The 18,160-nt window shown below is 68.7% G+C and carries 16 protein-coding genes; all 16 read right to left on the bottom strand.

All coding sequences use genetic code 11. The features are described from left to right. Positions 1-36: 36 nt before the first annotated feature. Complete coding sequence (locus tag ACFXK0_RS07175) at positions 37-684, bottom strand: class I SAM-dependent methyltransferase (protein WP_379408975.1); 648 nt, start codon at positions 682-684, stop codon at positions 37-39. After that, on the bottom strand, positions 684-2,306 hold the full coding sequence (gene nuoN / locus ACFXK0_RS07170; RefSeq protein ID WP_379408973.1) for an NADH-quinone oxidoreductase subunit NuoN: 1,623 nt from the start codon (positions 2,304-2,306) through the stop codon (positions 684-686). Before nuoN ends, ACFXK0_RS07175 begins: the two co-directional genes overlap by 1 nt. After that, positions 2,303-3,925, bottom strand: a complete 1,623-nt coding sequence (locus tag ACFXK0_RS07165; protein ID WP_379408972.1) for an NADH-quinone oxidoreductase subunit M — start codon at positions 3,923-3,925, stop codon at positions 2,303-2,305. Before ACFXK0_RS07165 ends, nuoN begins: the two co-directional genes overlap by 4 nt. Then, positions 3,922-5,808, bottom strand: coding sequence for an NADH-quinone oxidoreductase subunit L (gene nuoL, locus ACFXK0_RS07160; protein WP_379408971.1), 1,887 nt, complete (start codon positions 5,806-5,808; stop codon positions 3,922-3,924). Before nuoL ends, ACFXK0_RS07165 begins: the two co-directional genes overlap by 4 nt. Position 5,809: 1 nt before the next feature. Then, complete coding sequence (gene nuoK / locus ACFXK0_RS07155; protein ID WP_379408969.1) at positions 5,810-6,109, bottom strand: NADH-quinone oxidoreductase subunit NuoK; 300 nt, start codon at positions 6,107-6,109, stop codon at positions 5,810-5,812. Next, complete coding sequence (locus ACFXK0_RS07150) at positions 6,106-6,927, bottom strand: NADH-quinone oxidoreductase subunit J (protein ID WP_379408968.1); 822 nt, start codon at positions 6,925-6,927, stop codon at positions 6,106-6,108. Before ACFXK0_RS07150 ends, nuoK begins: the two co-directional genes overlap by 4 nt. Next, complete coding sequence (nuoH, locus tag ACFXK0_RS07145; protein ID WP_379408966.1) at positions 6,924-8,705, bottom strand: NADH-quinone oxidoreductase subunit NuoH; 1,782 nt, start codon at positions 8,703-8,705, stop codon at positions 6,924-6,926. Before nuoH ends, ACFXK0_RS07150 begins: the two co-directional genes overlap by 4 nt. Further along, the gene (locus tag ACFXK0_RS07140; protein WP_379408965.1) at positions 8,698-11,157 is read right to left on the bottom strand and encodes an NADH-quinone oxidoreductase subunit G; all 2,460 of its coding nucleotides are present in this window, start codon (positions 11,155-11,157) and stop codon (positions 8,698-8,700) included. Before ACFXK0_RS07140 ends, nuoH begins: the two co-directional genes overlap by 8 nt. After that, a complete protein-coding gene (gene nuoF / locus ACFXK0_RS07135) occupies positions 11,154-12,476 on the bottom strand; it encodes an NADH-quinone oxidoreductase subunit NuoF (protein ID WP_379408963.1) in 1,323 nt (440 codons plus the stop codon). The genes ACFXK0_RS07140 and nuoF overlap by 4 nt, the downstream gene beginning before the upstream one ends. Further along, positions 12,473-13,189 carry an NADH-quinone oxidoreductase subunit NuoE gene (gene nuoE, locus ACFXK0_RS07130; protein WP_379408961.1) on the bottom strand — a complete coding sequence of 239 codons (717 nt, stop codon included), beginning with the start codon at positions 13,187-13,189 and terminating at the stop codon, positions 12,473-12,475. Before nuoE ends, nuoF begins: the two co-directional genes overlap by 4 nt. Further along, entirely contained in the window at positions 13,186-14,499 is a 1,314-nt protein-coding gene (gene nuoD / locus ACFXK0_RS07125; protein WP_379408960.1) for an NADH dehydrogenase (quinone) subunit D, read from the bottom strand. Before nuoD ends, nuoE begins: the two co-directional genes overlap by 4 nt. Then, a complete protein-coding gene (locus tag ACFXK0_RS07120) occupies positions 14,499-15,257 on the bottom strand; it encodes an NADH-quinone oxidoreductase subunit C (RefSeq protein WP_379408958.1) in 759 nt (252 codons plus the stop codon). The genes nuoD and ACFXK0_RS07120 overlap by 1 nt, the downstream gene beginning before the upstream one ends. After that, a complete protein-coding gene (locus tag ACFXK0_RS07115) occupies positions 15,254-15,808 on the bottom strand; it encodes a NuoB/complex I 20 kDa subunit family protein (protein WP_379408957.1) in 555 nt (184 codons plus the stop codon). Before ACFXK0_RS07115 ends, ACFXK0_RS07120 begins: the two co-directional genes overlap by 4 nt. A 10-nt stretch (positions 15,809-15,818) precedes the next feature. After that, positions 15,819-16,199: an NADH-quinone oxidoreductase subunit A gene (locus tag ACFXK0_RS07110; protein WP_379408956.1), complete on the bottom strand. Its 381-nt coding sequence runs from the start codon at positions 16,197-16,199 to the stop codon at positions 15,819-15,821. A 360-nt stretch (positions 16,200-16,559) separates the two neighbouring features. Beyond that, positions 16,560-16,961 carry a hypothetical protein gene (locus ACFXK0_RS07105; protein ID WP_379408954.1) on the bottom strand — a complete coding sequence of 134 codons (402 nt, stop codon included), beginning with the start codon at positions 16,959-16,961 and terminating at the stop codon, positions 16,560-16,562. A 78-nt stretch (positions 16,962-17,039) separates the two neighbouring features. Then, entirely contained in the window at positions 17,040-18,074 is a 1,035-nt protein-coding gene (locus tag ACFXK0_RS07100) for a hypothetical protein (protein WP_379408953.1), read from the bottom strand. Positions 18,075-18,160: the final 86 nt, after the last annotated feature.

Below are 18,160 nucleotides of genomic sequence, written 5' to 3'. Positions count from 1 at the left end.
CCGGAGCGCCTGGGTTGGGCGATGTCCTCGCGTAGGTCAGGAAGACGCAGCCGGTGTGCGCGGGCGGCGGTGGATGGTGGCCAGCCAGGCGGGGCTGGCGTCGTCGAATCTGGTGCGGAGCGTGGAGGGTTCGATGGCGGCGATGTGCCAGTCGGCGGAGGCGAAGGCCGCGGTGATGGCAGCACGGGAGATCGGGTGCGGGCCCGGATTCGGGCCGGTGTCGCTGAAGCACAGGAGGTGGACCGTGGCGTCGGGGGTGGTGGCGGTGGTCAGGCTCGCGGCGTAGGCGGCTTGTTCGGTGGTGTCGAAGGTGTGGAACAGGGCACTGTCGAGGACGGTGTCGAAGCGGCGGTGCAGTCGCTCGAGGTGCAGGGCGTCGGCGAGGGCGAAGTCGACGGTGAGGCCGCGGTCGGTGGCTGTGCGGCGGGCGATGGCCAGGGCGGTCTCGGCGACATCGACACCGAGGACGTGCAGGCCGGTGGCGGCGAGGGCGACGGTGTTGTCGCCGGTGCCGCAGCCCACGTCCAGGACCTCACCGGTGAATGCGCCCGCCGCGATCAGCCGGGTGACCGCGGGTTGGGCGGTACCGATGTCCCAGGGCGCGGGGCCGTGGCGGTAGGACGCGTCCCACGGTTGCCCGCTGTGGCGTTCGTGACTGGTCGGTTCCCGGTCCTGTTCGTGCATCAGCGGATGAATTCCGCGTAGCGTTCGGCCAGGTCCAGCACCGGTTGCGGGAAGATGCCGAGCAGCACCGTCGAGCCGGCGCCGAACGCGACGACCAGGGTGGTCGCGAACGGTGCTGTCACCGTCGGTGCGTCGGCGGGTGGATCGGTGAAGAACATCAGCACGATCACCCGGACGTAGAAGAACGCGGCTATGGCACTGCACACGACACCGATCACGACCAGCGGGGTGTAGCCCGCGCCCGACGCGGCGGCGAACACCGCGAACTTGCTGACGAATCCGCTGGTCAGCGGCAGACCGGCGAACGAGAGCAGCAGCAACGCGAAAGCCGAGGCCAGCCACGGGGATCGCCGTCCGAGTCCTGCCCACTGCGACAGCGCGGTCGCCTCGTCACCGGAGGCGTCCCGGACCAGGGTGACCACCGCGAACGCGGCGACCGTGCTCAGACCGTAGGCGAGCAGATAGAACAGCACCGCCGCCACCCCGGCCGTGTCGGCGGCGACCAGGCCGACGAGCAGGAACCCGGCGTGCGCGATCGAGGAGTAGGCGAGCATTCGTTTCACATCAGTCTGGGTGATCGCCATGACCGCACCGACCACCATGGTCGCCACCGCGATCGCGGCCAGCACCGGACGCCAGTCCTCGCGCAGCGCGTCCACCGCGACCATCAGTACGCGCAGGGTCGCGCCGACCGCGGCGATCTTGGTAGCCGCCGCCATGAACGCGGTGATCGGTGTCGGCGCGCCCTGATACACATCGGGCACCCAGGCTTGGAACGGGACCGCGCCGATCTTGAACAGCAGACCCACCGCGAGCATGCCGATCCCGAGCAAGGCCAGGGTCGCGTTCTCGGGCTCCTTCTCCAGTGCCGCACCGATTCCCGGCAGCGACACCGTCCCGGTCTGCCCATACAGCAGTGCGACACCGTAGAGGAAGAACGCCGAGGAGAACGCGCCGAGCAGGAAGTACTTGAGTGCCGCTTCCTGCGACAGCAGCCGCCTGCGCCGCGCCAGCCCACACAGCAGGTACAGCGGCAGCGACAGCACTTCGAGCGCGACGAACATGGTCAGCAGATCGTTCGAAGCGGGGAACAGCAGCAGCCCGCCGAGCGCGAGCATGGTCAGCGGGAACACCTCGGTGGTCGCCACGCCGGCCCGGACGGCGGCGAGCTCGTCGGCGCTGCCCGGCACCGCGGAGGCCTGCGGGGTGAACGCGTCGACACCGCGTTCGAGGGTGGCCGCGGCCCGGCTCCAGGTGCCGGGTCCGCTGCGCGCCCGCGGCACCGCGCCGCGTTCGGCGATCAGCAGCAGTCCGAGCAGCGCGACCAGCAGGATCGTGCCCTGCAGGAACAGTGTCACCCCGTCGACGGCGACCGCGCCGGCTACCGCGGTGGCCGAGGTCCCCGCGAGCAGCACGACGGCGACCAGCGCGCCGATCACCCCGCCCACCCCCAGGACCAGTTGGGTGAGATACCGCGACGACCGCGGCGCGAAGGCTTCCACCAGCACCCCGACGACGCCGACCGCGAACACGATCAGCATCGGTGCGAGCAGGTGGTATTCGATGCTCGGTGCGGGCAGGGTGGCGGCGAGCTCGTCGATGGTCACGGAGTCCGTCCTCATTGGTGTCCGCCTGCGGGCTGGGGGGCGGCGCCTGCCTCGGGGGCGGGCACCGTCGGCGCGGGATCATGCTGACCGATCGTCGAGAGTGTGTGTCCCACCGCGGGATCCACCAGGTCGAGGATCGGTTTGGGGTAGAAGCCGAGCACCAGCAGTGCCACCAGCAGCGGCACGACCACGGCGAGTTCGCGGGGCACCAGATCACGCAGCTGCTCGTTGCCCTGCTTCAGCGGGCCGGTCATCATCCGCTGGTAGAGCCACAGCACGTAGATCGCGGCCAGAACCAGCGCACCGGTCGCGATGACCGCGGCCACCTTGTACTTGCTGAAGGTGCCGATGAGGACCAGGAATTCGCTGACGAACGGCGCCAGCCCCGGCAGCGACAGGGTCGCCAGGCCGGCGATGAAGAAGGTGCCCGCCAGCACGGGCGCCACTTTCTGCACGCCGCCGAAGTCGGCGATCATCCGGGTACCGCGCCGCGAGACCAGGAACCCGGCGATGAGGAACAATGCGGCCGTGGACAGTCCGTGATTGACCATGTATAGCGTCGCACCGGCCTGGGCCTGGCTGGTCATGGCGAAGATGCCGAGGATGATGAACCCGAAGTGCGAGATCGAGGTGTAGGCGATCAGGCGCATCACATCGGTCTGGCCGATCGCGAGCAGCGCACCGTAGATGATGCCGATCACCGCGAGGGTGATCACCATCGGCGCGAAGGTCGTGGAGGCCAGCGGGAACAGCAGCAGGCAGTAACGCAGCATGCCGAAGGTGCCGACCTTGTCGACCACCGCCATCATCAGCACCGCACTGGACGGGGTCGCCGAGACCGCCGCGTCGGGCAGCCAGGTGTGCAACGGCCACAGCGGCGCTTTCACCGCGAACGCGAACAGGAAACCGAGGAACAGCAGGTCGAGCACGGCGGCGCTGCCACCGAGCTGACCGTTCTGGACCGCGGCGACGATCACACGCAGATCGAAGGTGCCCGCCGAGTTCGTCCCGAGTTCGGCGTTGACGGTGAGCACGTAGAGCCCGATCACCGCGGCCAGCATGATCAGGCCGCCGAACAGGTTGTACAGCAGGAACTTCACCGCCGCGCGGGAGCGCTGGGCGCGGACCGCGGCGTCGCTGGTGCGTGGCCCGAAGCCGCCGATCAGGAAATACATCGGGATCAGCATCGCTTCGAAGAAGATGTAGAACAGCAGCACATCCAGGGCCAGGAACGAGATCAGCACCATCGACTCGACCAGCAGCATCAACGCCATATAGATGTGGACGGTCTTGCGGCCGTCGCCCGCGGCGCGGTCGTCGTGCCAGCCCGCCAGGATCAGCAGCGGCAGCAACACCGCGGTGAGCAGCACCAGCGCGGTGGCGATGCCGTCGAGGCCGAGGGTGTAGCCGACGCCGAACGCCGGAATCCATTCGTGGGCTTCGACGAACTGGTATTGCTCGCCGCCCGGCTGGAACCGCACCGCGAGGGTCACGGCCAGCGCGAGCACACCGATCGATACCGCGAAGGCCAGCCCGCGCGCCAGATTCCGCCGTCCGGCGGGGACGATCAGCACCGCGAGCGCGCCGACCGCGGGGGCCAGCCACAGCGTCGTCAGCCAGGGAAACGAGTTCACCAGAACCTCACCGCCAGCAGGGCAGCGGCCACCAGGGCCGCGCCGGTGAACATGGACAGGGCATAGGACCGCACGAAACCGGTTTGCACCGTGCGGATGCGCGCGGACAGCCCACCGATCGCGGCGGCGGTCCCGTTGACGATGCCGTCGACCCCGCGCGCGTCGAGGAACACCAGCGCCCTGGTCAGGTAGTTGCCGGGGCGTTCGAACGCGGCCTCGTTGATCGCATCGCCGTAGAGGTCCTTGCGCGCGGCCACGGTCAGCACGCTCACCTGCTCCGGCGCGGTCTCGGGGATCGGGTTCTCGGCGTAGACACGGTAGGCGAGCGCCACACCGATGACGACCACCGTCAACGCGAGCCCGGTGACCACCCCGGCCGGGACGACCGGTTCGCCGTGGTGTGCGCCGACCACGGGTTCGAGCCAGTTGACCAGCGAGGACCCCCACACGAACAGGCCGCCGGCGAAGACCGAGCCGAAGGCGAGCAGGATCATCGGGCCGGTCATCACCGCGGGCGCTTCGTGGGGGTGGGTGTCGGGGCGCCAGCGACGGTCACCGAAGAACGTCATGAGCATGACGCGGGTCATGTAGAACGCGGTCAGGCCGGCACCGAGGAGAGTGACTGTGCCGAGCAGGATTCCGGTGCCGCCGCCGTGGCCGAAGGCGGCCTCGATGATCTTGTCCTTGGAGAAGAATCCCGACAGTGGCGGTACGCCGATGATCGCCAGGTAGCCGAGCCCGAAGGTGACGAAGGTGATCGGCATGAGGGTGCGCAGCCCGCCGTAGCGGCGCATATCGGTCTCGTCGTTCATCGCGTGCATCACCGACCCGGCGCCCAGGAACAGTCCGGCCTTGAAGAAGCCGTGGGTGAGCAGGTGCATGATCGCGAACGCGTAGCCGGCCGGGCCGAGGCCGACGGCCAGGATCATGTAGCCGATCTGGCTCATCGTCGAGGCGGCCAGTGCCTTCTTGATGTCGTCCTTGGCGCAGCCGATGATCGCGCCGAACAGCAGCGTCACCGCACCGACCGCGAGCACCGCCAGTCGCGCGTCGGGGGCCAGGTCGTAGATGGGGTTGGCGCGGGCGATCAGGTAGACACCGGCGGTGACCATGGTCGCGGCGTGGATGAGGGCCGAGACCGGGGTGGGGCCTTCCATCGCGTCACCGAGCCAGGATTGCAGTGGCACCTGCGCGGATTTGCCGCAGGCGGCCAGCAACAGCAGCAACCCGATCGCGGTGAGCGTGCCTTCGCTCGCGCCCGGTGTCGCGGCGAACACGGTGCGGAAGTCGAAGGACCCGAACGCGGCGAACATGACCATCATGGCGATGGCCAGGCCCATGTCACCGACCCGGTTGACCACGAACGCCTTCTTGGCCGCGGTCGCCGCCGCCGGCTTGGTGTACCAGAACCCGATCAGCAGGTAGGAGGCCAGACCCACACCTTCCCAGCCGAGGTAGAGCACCAGGAAGTTGTCGGCCAGTACCAGCACGAGCATGGCCGCGAGGAACAGGTTGAGGTAGCCGAAGAAGCGGCGCCTGCCGGGGTCATCGCTCATGTAGCCGATCGAGTACAGGTGGATCAGCGACCCGACGCCGGTGATGAGCAGCGCGAAACAGATCGACAGCTGGTCCAGTTGCAGCCCGAACCCGACCCGCAGGGCACCGACGGGCACCCATTCGAACAGTTGCAGATGGATCGCCCGGTCGGCGTCGGCGCGGCCGAGCATGCCGGCGAACGCGACGACGGCGACGACGAAGGAGGCCAGGGCGGCGACGGTGCCCAGGTAGTGGCCCCAGCGGTCGGCGCGGCGCCCGATCAGCAGCAGCAGGATCGCGCCGGCGAGCGGGAAGGTGGGCAGCAGCCACAACGTTGCGGTACCCATGTCAGAACTTCAGCAGGTTGGCGGCGTCGACCGAGGTCGACCGGCGGGCACGGAAGATCGTCATGATGATCGCCAGCCCGACGACCACCTCGGCGGCGGCGACGACCATGGTGAAGAAGGCGATCACCTGCCCGTCGAGATTGCTGTGCAGGCGGGCGAAGGTGACGAAGGCGAGGTTCACCGCGTTGAGCATCAGCTCGATGCACATGAACACCACGATCGCGTTGCGGCGCAACAGCACTCCGGCGGCGCCGATGGTGAACAGCAGCGCAGACAGGAACAGGTAGTTCTCGGGGTTCACCGGGTGCCTTCCTCGTCGGCCGTCGGGGTGACGTCGCTGCCCGTGCCGACCGAGAGCGCGGCGGCCTCGGTGTGCGCGCGGGTGCGGCGGTGACGCAGGATCGTGCTGACCGACAGCTCGGCGAACGAGCCGTCGGGTAGCTGGGCGGGACTGTCGACCGCGTTGTGGCGTGCGTACACACCCGGTGTCGGCATCGGTGTGGGCCGCCTGCCCGCGGTGCGGAACCGGTCACGCGAGAGTTCCCGCTGGCCGCGGCGCGGGGTGAAGTGTTCGCGGTGGGCGAGCACCATGGCGCCGATGGTCGCGGTGATCAGCAGGGCGCCGGTGAGTTCGAAGGCCCACACGTAGCGCAGGAAGATCAGTTCGGCGAGTTCGGCGATGACGTCACGATCACCGAATCCGGTGCCGGGGTAGGCGGTGGTGCTGTCGCGCAATGCCGATCCGATGCCGCCGATGAGCAGCAATCCGAACCCGACACCGACGACGGCGGCCGCGATTCGCTGCCCGCGCAGTGTCTCCTTCAACGATTCGGCGGAATCGACGCCGACGAGCATCAGCACGAACAGGAACAGCATCATCACCGCGCCGGTGTAGACCACGATCTGCACGACCCCGAGGAACAGTGCGCCCTGGGCGATGTAGAACACGGCCAGCGCGATCATGGTGGCGGCCAGGCACAGTGCCGAGTGCACGGCCTTGGCCGCCGACACCATGCCCAGCGCGCCGAGCACGGCGATGGGCGCCAGCACCCAGAACAGCACCGCCTCCCCGGTGGAGGTGTCGGCGATGCCGGCGGCCAGTACGTGTGCGGTGGTCATCGCAGCACCTCTTCCGACGTGGCGGGCCGCACCCGGCCCAGGTAGTAGTCGGCGGCGTCGGTGCCCGGCGCCATCGCGTGCGGCGGGGCGGCCATCCCCGGTTCCATCGGGGCGAGCAGCTGGTCCTTCTCGTAGATCAGATCGGCGCGGTTGTCGTCGGTCATCTCGTATTCGTTGGTCATCGTGAGCGCGCGGGTCGGGCACGCTTCGATGCACAGTCCGCAGCCGATGCAGCGCAGATAGTTGATCTGGTAGACGCTCCCGTACCGTTCACCGGGGGAGAATCGTCGCTCCTCGGTGTTGTCGGCGCCTTCGACGTAGATCGCGTCGGCTGGGCAGGCCCAGGCGCACAGTTCGCAGCCGATGCATTTCTCGAGCCCGTCGGGATACCGGTTGAGCTGGTGGCGGCCGTGATAGCGCGGCGCGGTCGGCACCTTCTGTTCCGGGTAGGACTCGGTATTGGGTTTCTTGAACATCGTCGCCGCGGTGACCGCGAAACCCGCCAGCGGTTCCAGCAGCCCGACCTCGGGTTCGGCGGACACCTGACGTGGCGGCATCGGCGGTACCGGGAACCCGAGGAAGACCGCCGATTTCGCGGGTTCGGGCTGCGGCAGCGGCGGAAGTCCGCGCGCGCGGCCCGCCCGCAGGAACATCGCGATCAGCGCCACGGTGATCACCACCCCGACACCGACGAGGATCGCGGTCTGCCCGGGGATGCCCTCGATGTCGAGCACGCGGGCGGCGGCCACGATCATCACCCACACCAGCGAGGTGGGGATGAGCAGTTTCCAGCCCAGGTTCATGAACTGGTCGTAACGCAGCCGGGGCAGGGTGCCGCGCAGCCACACGAACACGAACAGGAACGACCAGACCTTGATCGTGAACCACAGCAGCGGCCACCAGCCGGAGTTGGCGCCCTCCCACAGGTTGATCGGGAACGGGGCCCGCCAGCCGCCGAGGAACAAGGTGGTCGCCAGCGCCGACACGGTGGCCATGTTGACGTATTCGGCCAGCATGAACATCGCGAACTTCAGCGAGGAGTACTCGGTGTGGAAGCCGCCGACCAGTTCGCCTTCGGCTTCGGGCAGGTCGAAGGGTGCGCGGTTGGTCTCACCGACCATGGCCACGCAGTAGATGAGGAACGAGGGCAGCAGCAGGAAGACGTACCAGGTGCCTTCCTGCGCGGACACGATGCCCGAGGTCGCCATGGTGCCCGAGAGCAGGAACACCGTGGCGAAGGTCAGCGCCATCGCGATCTCGTAGGAGATGACCTGCGCGGTCGAGCGCAGCCCGCCCAGCAGCGGATAGGTCGAATTCGACGACCAGCCCGCGAGCACGATGCCGTAGACGCCGATCGAGGTGATGGCGAGGATGTAGAGCACGCCGACGGGCATGTCGGTGAGCTGCAACGGGGTCCGGGTACCGAAGATCGACACCTCGGGGCCGAACGGGATGACCGCGAACGCCATGAACGCCGGGATCACCGAGATGATCGGGGCGAGCACGAAGATCGGTTTGTCGACGATGGCCGGGATGATGTCTTCCTTGAGTGCCATCTTCACCCCGTCGGCGACCGATTGCAGCATGCCGCCGGGCCCGATCCGGTTGGGGCCCAACCGCATCTGCATTCTGGCCACGACGCGGCGTTCGGCGAACACCGCGATCAACGGCACCAGCATCAGGTACACGAACACACCCAACGCCTTGACCACCACCAGCCACAGCGGGTCGGTGCCGAACACGGCGTCGGCCGCCAGGTAGTGCACGGGATCACTCATGACGGTGTTCCTTCATCCTGTCGTCGGCGCGGCGCAGGCGCACCACGGCGCCGGGAGTCACTCCGAGTTCGGCGGCGACCGTGCACCCGGGTGAGTGCAGCGGCAGCCACACGACCCGGTCGGGCAGGTCGGTGATCATCAGCGGCACCGTGATCTCGCCGCGGTCGGTGTAGACGATGACGTGATCGGCGTCGGCGGCTTCGATCTCGGCGGCGGTCGCGGCCGACAGGCGCGCCACCGGTGGCCGGGCGACACCGGCGAGGTTCGGTTCACCGTCCTGCATGCGGCCCGCGTCCAGCAGCATCCGCCACCCGGCCAGCACCGCGGTCCCCGGGCCGGGTGCGGGTCTGGTCTGGCTGGTGGATTCCGGGGCGCTGATCGGGTCACCGGTCCAGGCGCCGAGGGTGTCGAGTTCGGCGCGGGCGGTGGCGGTGTCGGGCAGCCCGATCGGCACACCCATCTCGGCGGCGAGGGAATGCAGGACCCGCAGATCCGGCAGCGGCGCCGCGACCCGGCGGGTGGTGTCGAGCGGGGCCGCCGTGAACGGCCGCGCCCGGCCTTCCCAGGTGCGGAAGGTCCCGGACTTCTCCGTGACGGGCGCGACCGGGAACACCACGTCGGCGCGTTCGGTGACGGCGCTGTGGCGCAGTTCGAGGCTGACGACGAACCGTGCGGCGTCGATGGCGGCCAGCGCGGCGGCCGGGTCGGGCAGGTCGGCCGGATCGATGCCGCCGATCACCAGCGCGCCGGCCTGCTCGGCGTTGGCAAGGATGCCGGCGGTGTCGCGGCCGAGACTGACCGGCAGTTCACCGGCCTGCCAGCGATGGCGAACCTGCTGGCGGGCCGCCGGATCGATGACCGGACGGCCACCGGGCAGCAGACTCGGCAGCGCCCCGGCTTCCAGCGCGCCCCGTTCCCCGGCGCGGCGCGGCACCCAGGCCAGGGCGGAGCCGGTGGCATCGGCGAGCCGGACCACCGCCGAGAGCGCGCCCGGGCTGCCCGCGAGCCGTTCCCCGGCCATGATCACCGCGCCGGGACTACGGAGCAGGTCCATGAGTTCGGCGGCGTCGGCGGAGGTTTCGGCGCCGATGGCGGCCAGGACCTCGGCCTCACCGCAGGGCGGGGTCTGGATGAGCGCGCCGGTGAGACGTTCGAGTCCGCGGGAGGCGAACGGCGCCAGCGACACCACCCGCAGTCCGTGGGTGCGGGTGGCTTTGCGCAACCGCAGGTACACGATCGGGGACTCTTCTTCGGGTTCGAACCCGACGAGCAGCACCACCGGCGCCTGGCTCAGCGCCCGGTAGTTGACCTGCACACCGCGTCCGGCGATCCGCGCCGCCAGGAACCGTTCCTCTTCCTCGGAGTGGACGCGGCTGCGGAAGTCGATGTCGTTGGTGGCCAGCACCATCCGCGCGAACTTGCTGTAGGCGTAGGCGTCCTCCTCGGTGACCCGTCCGCCGACGAGCACACCGGCGTTGCCGATCGCGGCCCGCAGCCCGGTCGCCGCGGCGGCGAGCGCCTCGGGCCAGGACGCGGGCGCCAGCACGCCGTCCCAGCCGCGCACCAGCGGGGTGGTGAGCCGGTCGCGTTCGGTGGCGTAGGCGAAGGCCCAGCGGCCCTTGTCGCAGTTCCATTCCTCGTTGACCTGTGGATCGTCACCGGCCAAGCGGCGCAACACTTTCCCGCGCCGGTGATCGGTGCGCTGCGCGCAGCCGGAGGCGCAGTGCTCGCAGACGCTCGGGGTGGAGACCAGGTCGAACGGGCGGGCCCGGAACCGGTAGGAGGTGCCGGTGAGCGCGCCGACCGGGCAGATCTGCACAGTGTTGCCCGAGAAGTACGAGTCGAGCGGTTCGGCCTGGGCGATGCCGACCTGTTGCAGCGCACCACGATCCATCAACTCGATGAACGGGTCACCGGCGACCTGCTGGGAGAACCGGGTGCAGCGCGCGCACAGCACACACCGTTCCCGGTCCAGCAGCACCGCCGAGGACAGCGGAATCGGCTTGGGATAGGTGCGTTTCTCGCCCTCGAACCGGGATTCGGCGCTGCCGGTGGACATGGCCTGGTTCTGCAGCGGGCACTCCCCGCCCTTGTCGCAGACCGGGCAGTCCAGCGGGTGGTTGATCAGCAGCAGTTCCATCACCCCACGCTGCGCCTTCTCCGCGACCGGCGAGCTGAGCTGGGTGCGCACGACCATGCCGTCGGTGACCGGGATCGTGCAGGAGGCCACCGGTTTACGCTGACCTTCGACCTCGACCAGGCACTGACGGCAGGCGCCGACCGGTTCGAGCAGCGGATGATCGCAGAAACGTGGGATCTGCACGCCGATCAGTTCGGCGGCACGGATCAGCAGGGTGCCGGCGGGCACCTGGATCGTGGCGTCGTCGATGGTGACACTGACCAGGTCGGCGGGGACCACGTCACTGCTGTTCCCCGGTGCGATCGCGGTCATCGGTTCCCTCCCTCTGCCGGAGCCCACACCGTGGCGCGGGCCGGATCGAACGGACAGCCGCCGCGGCGCAGATGCTCGAGGTATTCCGCACGGAAGTACTTCAGCGAGGAGAAGATCGGGCTGGCCGCGCCGTCGCCGAGCGCACAGAACGATTTGCCGTTGATGTTGTCGGCGATGTCGGCGAGCTTGTCCAGGTCGGCTTCGCTGCCCCGACCGGCTTCCAGATCGCGCAGCAGCTGCACCAGCCAGTAGGTGCCCTCGCGGCACGGCGTGCACTTGCCGCACGATTCGTGAGCGTAGAACTCGGTCCAGCGCAGCACCGCCCGCACGACACAGGTGGTGTCGTCGAAGATCTGCAGCGCTTTGGTGCCCAGCATGGATCCGGCGGCGGCGACGCCTTCGTAGTCGAGCGCGACATCGAGGTGCTCGTCGGTGAACAGCGGGGTCGACGAGCCACCGGGCGTCCAGAATTTCAGGGTGTGCCCTGCCCGCACACCACCGGCGTAGCCGAGCAGTTCGCGCAGGGTGATGCCCAGCGGCGCCTCGTATTGGCCGGGTCGCGCGATATGGCCCGACAGCGAATACAACGTGAAGCCGGGCGATTTCTCCGAACCCATGGACCGGAACCATTCGGTGCCGTGGCGCAGGATCGACGGGACGCTGGCGATGGATTCGACATTGTTGACCACGGTCGGGCAGGCGTAGAGGCCGGCCACCGCGGGAAACGGGGGCCGCAGGCGCGGCTGGCCGCGGCGGCCCTCGAGCGAGTCGAGCAGCGCGGTCTCCTCACCGCAGATATAGGCGCCTGCCCCGGCGTGCACGATCAGTTCCAGGTCGAGGCCGGAGCCGAGGATGTCGCGGCCGAGGTAGCCGGCCGCGTAGGCCTCGGCGACGGCGGCCTGCAGTCGCCGCAGCACCGGCACGACTTCGCCGCGCACGTAGATGAACGCGGTCTGTGCGCGGATCGCGTAGGCGGCGATGATCACGCCTTCGACGAGGGTGTGCGGGGTGGCCAGCATCAGCGGAATGTCTTTGCAGGTACCGGGTTCGGATTCGTCGGCGTTGACGACGAGGTAGTGCGGTTTCGTCGTGCCGTCGGGGCCGGGGCCCTGCGGGATGAACGACCATTTCATCCCGGTGGGGAATCCGGCGCCGCCGCGTCCGCGCAGTCCGGCGTCCTTGACGAGCTGGATCACTTCGTCGGGTTCGCGGCGCAGGGCCGCGCGCAGTCCTTCGTAGCCGCCGGTGGCGAGATAGCTGTCGAGTGTCCAGGAGCGGGGCTCGGCCCAGTGCCGGCTCAGGACCGGGGTCAGTGTCATCTCAGGCCCCCCGTGGAGTCGTCGGTGTCGTCGGCGGCGTGCAGGCCGGCGAGGGTGGCCGGGCCGGGGGCTCCGTCGAGGGCGCCGGGGCGTTCGTCGGGGAAGCCGGCCAGGATGCGGGCGGTCTCGCGGAAAGTGCACAGTGGTGCCCCGCGGGTGGGGCGCACCTGATGTCCGGCGCGCAGGGCGTCGGTGATCGCGACGGCCGTTTCCGGGGTCTGGTTGTCGAAGAACTCCCAGTTCACCATCATGACCGGGGCGTAGTCGCAGGCGGCATTGCATTCGACGTGCTCGAGGGTGATCGCGCCGTCGTCGGTGGTCTGGCCGTGCCCGATGCCCAGATGCTGTTGCAGCGCGTCGTAGATCGCGTCGCCGCCGAGCACCGCGCACAGGGTGTTGGTGCAGACACCGACGTGATAGTCGCCGGTGGGTGTGCGCCGGTACATGGAGTAGAAGGTGGCGACCGCGGTCACCTCGGCGCCGGTGAGGCCGAGATGTTCGGCGCAGAAGTCGATCCCGGTCCCGGTGACACAGCCCTCCTCGGCCTGCACGAGGTGCAGCAGCGGCAGCAGCGCCGAGCGGGGATGCGGGTAGCGGGCGATGACTTCCTTCGCGTCGAGCTCGAGACGCTGGCGCACGTGCGGCGGATACGGTTCCGGTCGCGTGGTGAGGTTCAGCAGGATCACTGTGCCTGCGGGGTTTTCGGTTGTCATCGGTCTACACCACCCATTACGGGGTCGATGCTGGCGACGGCGGCGATGACGTCGGCGACCATGCCGCCTTCGCACATCGCCGCCACGGCCTGCAGATTGGTGAACGAGGGGTCGCGGTAGTGCACCCGGTAGGGGCGGGTGGTGCCGTCGCTGACCATGTGCACGCCCAGTTCGCCGCGCGGGGACTCCACCGCCGAATACACCTGTCCGGCGGGGACTCTGATGCCTTCGGTGACGATCTTGAAGTGGTGGATCAGCGATTCCATGGAGGTGCCCATGATCTTGCCGATGTGCTGGGGCGAGTTGCCGAGTCCGTCGGGTCCCAGTTCGAGGTCGGCGGGCCAGGCGATCTTCTTGTCATCGATCATCACCGGGCCGGGACGCAGTTTGTCCAGGCACTGTTCGACGATCTTGATCGATTCGCTCATCTCGGCGACGCGGATCAGGTAGCGGCCGTAGCAGTCGCAGCCGGTGGTGGTCGGGATGTCGAACTCGTAGTTCTCGTAGCCGCAGTAGGGCGCGGATTTGCGCAGGTCGTGTGGCAGGCCGGTGGAGCGCAGCACCGGTCCGGTGATCCCGAGTGCCATGCACCCGGTGAGGTCGAGGTAGCCGATGTCCTGGGTGCGCTTCTTCCAGATCGGGTTCGCGCTGAGCAGGTGTTCCAGGTCGCGCAACCGGCCGGGCAGGATGTCGAGGAGTTCGCGGACCTTGGTGACGCCGTCGTCGGGCAGGTCCTGGGCGAGGCCGCCGGGCCGGATGAACGCGTGGTTCATCCGCAGTCCGGTGATGGCTTCGAAGACGTCGAGGATGAGTTCGCGTTCACGGAACCCGAACAGCATCGGGGTCAGCGCCCCCAGTTCCATGCCGCCGGTGGCCAGTGCCACCAGGTGCGAGGAGATGCGGTTGAGCTCCATCAGCAGCACCCGCACGACGGTGGCGCGTTCGGGGATGTCGTCGGTGATGCCGAGCAGTTTCTCCACGCCGAGGCAGTAGGCGGTTTCGTTGAAGAACGGGGACAGGTAGTCCATCCGGGTCACGAAGGTGACGCCTTGGGTCCAGGTGCGGAATTCGAGGTTCTTCTCGATGCCGGTGTGCAGGTAGCCGATGCCGCAGCGGGCTTCGGTGACGGTTTCGCCTTCGATTTCGAGGATCAGGCGCAGCACGCCGTGCGTGGAGGGGTGCTGCGGGCCCATGTTGACCACGATGCGTTCTTCGCGGGTGCCCTCGAGTACTTCGCTGACCTGGTCCCAGTCCTGGCCTGCGACGGTGACGACCTGTGGTTCGTCGCGGCGGAAATCGGTGTCGGTCATCAGCTGTAGGTCCTCCGCTCGTCGGGCGGCGGTATCCGCGCGCCCTTGTACTCCACCGGGATCCCGCCGAGCGGGTAGTCCTTGCGCTGGGGGTGACCGCGCCAGTCGTCGGGCATCGTGATGCGGGTCAGGGAGGGGTGCCCGTCGAAGCGGATGCCGAAGAAGTCGTAGGTTTCGCGTTCGTGCCAGTCGGTGGTCGGGTAGATCGCGAACAGCGACGGGATGTGCGGGTCGGCGTCGGGGGCCGACACTTCCAGGCGTACCCGCCGGTTGTGGGTGATCGACATCAGGTGGTAGACCGCGTGCAGTTCGCGGCCCGCGTCGTCGGGGTAGTGCACGCCGTTGACGCCCAGGCACAGTTCGAAGCGCAGCGCGCTGTCGTCGCGCAGCGCGCCTGCCACGTCGACGAGGTGTTCGCGGCGCACGTGCAGGGTCAGTTCGTCGCGGAAGACGACGATCTTCTCGATCGCGGCGTCGAAGGCGATGACGCGGTGGGTCAGTGCGGCGCGCACGGTGCCGACGAAGGCGTCGAACCAGCCACCGTAGGGCGGTGGGGTACCGCCGGGCAGGGTGACCGGAGTGACCAGGCCGCCGTAACCGGAGGTGTCACCGGTGCCGCTGACACCGAACATGCCGTGCCGGGTACCGATGACCTCGTCCTCGGCCGGCGCGGGCTGCGACGCCGGGCTGGGGGTGGATTCCTGCGGAACCTGTTGTCCGGCAGTGTCGTCGGTTCCTTCGGGGGAGTCGAAGGTCATCGCAGCAGGCCCTCCATCCGGATGGTCGGCGTGCTGGCGAGGGCGGCCTGTTCGGCGGCGCGCACCGCTTCTTCCCGGTTGACGCCCATCGGCATCTCGGCGATCTTGGCGTGCAGGGCCAGGATCGCGTTGAGCAGCATCTCCGGCCGCGGCGGGCAGCCGGGCAGGTAGATGTCGACCGGGACGATGTGGTCGACGCCCTGCACGATCGCGTAGTTGTTGAACATCCCGCCCGAGGACGCGCAGACGCCCATGGCCAGTACCCATTTCGGTTCGGTCATCTGGTCGTAGACCTGCCGCAGCACCGGCGCCATCTTCTGGCTGACCCGTCCGGCCACGATCATCAGATCGGCCTGGCGGGGGGAGGCGCGGAAGGCTTCCATGCCGAAGCGGGCGATGTCGAATCGTCCGGCGCCGGTGGCCATCATCTCGATCGCGCAGCACGCCAGCCCGAACGTGGCCGGCCAGACCGAGCCTTTGCGCAGGTAGCCGGCGAAATCCTCGACCGTGCTCAGCAGGAACCCGCTGGGCAGTTTCTCTTCGAGACCCATAATTTCCCACTCATTCCCAGCTGAGGCCGCCGCGACGCCACTCGTAGGCGTAGGCGACGGAGACATTGACGATGAACAGCGCCATCGCGGCGAGACCGAAGAGCCCGAGCGCGTCGAAGTGGACGGCCCAGGGGTAGAGGAACACGATCTCGATGTCGAAGATGATGAACAGCATCGCCGTCAGGTAGTACTTGACCGGAAAGCGCTGTCCTGTCGCGTTTCCCGGGCCGCCGGCGATGGCGTGCGGTGTCGGCTCGATGCCGCATTCGTAGGGTTCGAGCTTGGCCCTGTTGTACCGCTTCGGGCCGACCAGCGCCGCCATGATGACGGAGAACACCGCGAACGCCGCGGCGATGGCGCCGAGTACGAGTGCGGGCACCTCGATGTTCACGACTGCACTTCCCCTCCTCGCTGGAGCAGGCCGGGCTGGGTGGCCCGGCCGCGGACGGCAGCTTCGGCGAGACGCGGCCGACAACGTTGTCCGCCGAACCGGGGCTCGCGCAAGGCTGTGCAGCGATGGCGGAGCGTTATACAAGAGCCCGCGCTCGTGTGAGCTAGAGCACAGACTACCGCCGTTTCGGGGGTCTGCCGCACGTTTCCGGGGCGCCTTTTGATCGATTTCGGTACCGCGATTCATGAGCGATCCGGTGGTAATCGCCGGTACGTGGGCGCGCGGAAACCACGGGTGTTACCAGTGGTGATAGCTGGAAAGGTGCGATTCGGACTATCCGACGGATCGGGACGATGCCGATCAGCGAGCGAGCAGCACTCCGGCGACCGCGTCGGTCAGCTGCATCGGGTCGATCGGATGCGAGACGGCGGCCTCGGCGCGCGACCAGTTGGCCAGCCAGGCGTCGTCGGGCCTGCCGGTGAGCACGACCACCGGCGGGCAGTCGTCGATCTCGTCCTTGAGCTGCTTGGCGATGCCGAGGCCGCCCGCGGGTGCGGATTCCCCGTCGAGGATGGCCAGATCGATCCCGCCGGCATCCATCTGCTCGATGACCACCGGTGCGGTGGCGACCTCGAAGAAATCGAGTTCCGGCAGATCGGCGCGCGGCCTGCGGCCCAGCGCGAGGATCACCTGTTGACGGGTATCGGCATCGTTGCTGTAGACCAGCACACGCAGCGGGGTGGAACCAGTCGATTCGGCCACGTTCGGATCGTACGTCCGCGCGGGCCCGGCCCGTGGCAGGTTCGCTGGATCAGCCGGTCGGCCTGCGCCGCAACGCCGTTACCAGTCTCCGTCCCCGACTGCCTTGTCGCCCAGCGGGATCACCGGAAGTGGTTGTTGGACAGCGGGATTCGGCTGTTCGTCGGCGAGCCAGTCGCCGGTGGGTTTCACCTCGGCGAGCTCGGGCGCGGCGGGCAGGTCGGTGGCGTCGGCGGCGTAGTACTCGAACCAGGGCAGACCGTACTCGGCATAGGACTGTGCGGTGACCGGTGTGGACGGTGCGGGCTCGCCGGTGATCTGCTGCCATTGCGCGGCCGAGGCCAGGTGCACGAAGACGCGGCCGTCGGCGGTCGGCCGGTAGTCCTCGACCGGGCGGGTATCGGTGTAGATCTCCTGGCGCATCGTGCCGCCCGCACCCAATCCCATCGCGCGGGGCGCCGGTGGCGATCCGGCCGGGGCGCCACCCAGGCCCATGGTCATCGCGCCCGGCGGTGCGGCAGGCGCGGCGCACGCCACCGGGGCGAAGCCGCCGTAGTCCGCCGCACGGTCGCGCCGGGCCGATTGCGCACGCTGCCAGGCCGCGAGCGCCTCGTCGGTCAGGCCGTGCACGGCCAGTTGCACGCCACCCCACTGTTCGGTGCCGGTGAGCTGACCTTCGACCGTCGCGCCGAGTCCGAGCGGTACCGCGACGAACTGGCGCACGGTGCCGTCACCGGAGTTGATCCCGTCCAGCCAGGGCTGGCGCGGCAGCGGGACATAGTTCTGCGGCTCCTGGGTGAGCGCGTCACTCCACGGTTTCCCGGAGACCGCGCACACCTTGCCAACGCCGACCTGCAGGGCGGCCGGCGTGGTCGCACTGAACTGCAACCACATCGCTTCCCGCTGATACACCGGCAGCATCACACCCCCACGCGCCCGCCACTGCTCGGGCACGGTATCGGGATAGTCCGCGACCCGGCGCAACGGAAACGCCCCGATCCCCGGTGGTAGCGGATACGTGCCCGTCTCCGGCAGTCGCAGCGTGCGCACGAACGTCACCTGAACACCGCCGGGCAATTCCAGCGCGTCCCCCGACAAAGTCACCTGTGTTGTCATATCCCACCCCTCCGTCCGAACAAGCCCCGTCACCGACCGTACTCAACGCCCGGATGGGCGTCCACCGCGCTGCGGGTCGGTCGTCC

It is taken from the genome of Nocardia sp. NPDC059177 (assembly GCF_042755165.1).
In the GTDB taxonomy this organism is placed as follows: domain Bacteria; phylum Actinomycetota; class Actinomycetes; order Mycobacteriales; family Mycobacteriaceae; genus Nocardia.
The sequence above is the reverse complement of the archived record's forward strand: the minus strand, read 5'-3'. Positions and strand labels throughout refer to the sequence as shown.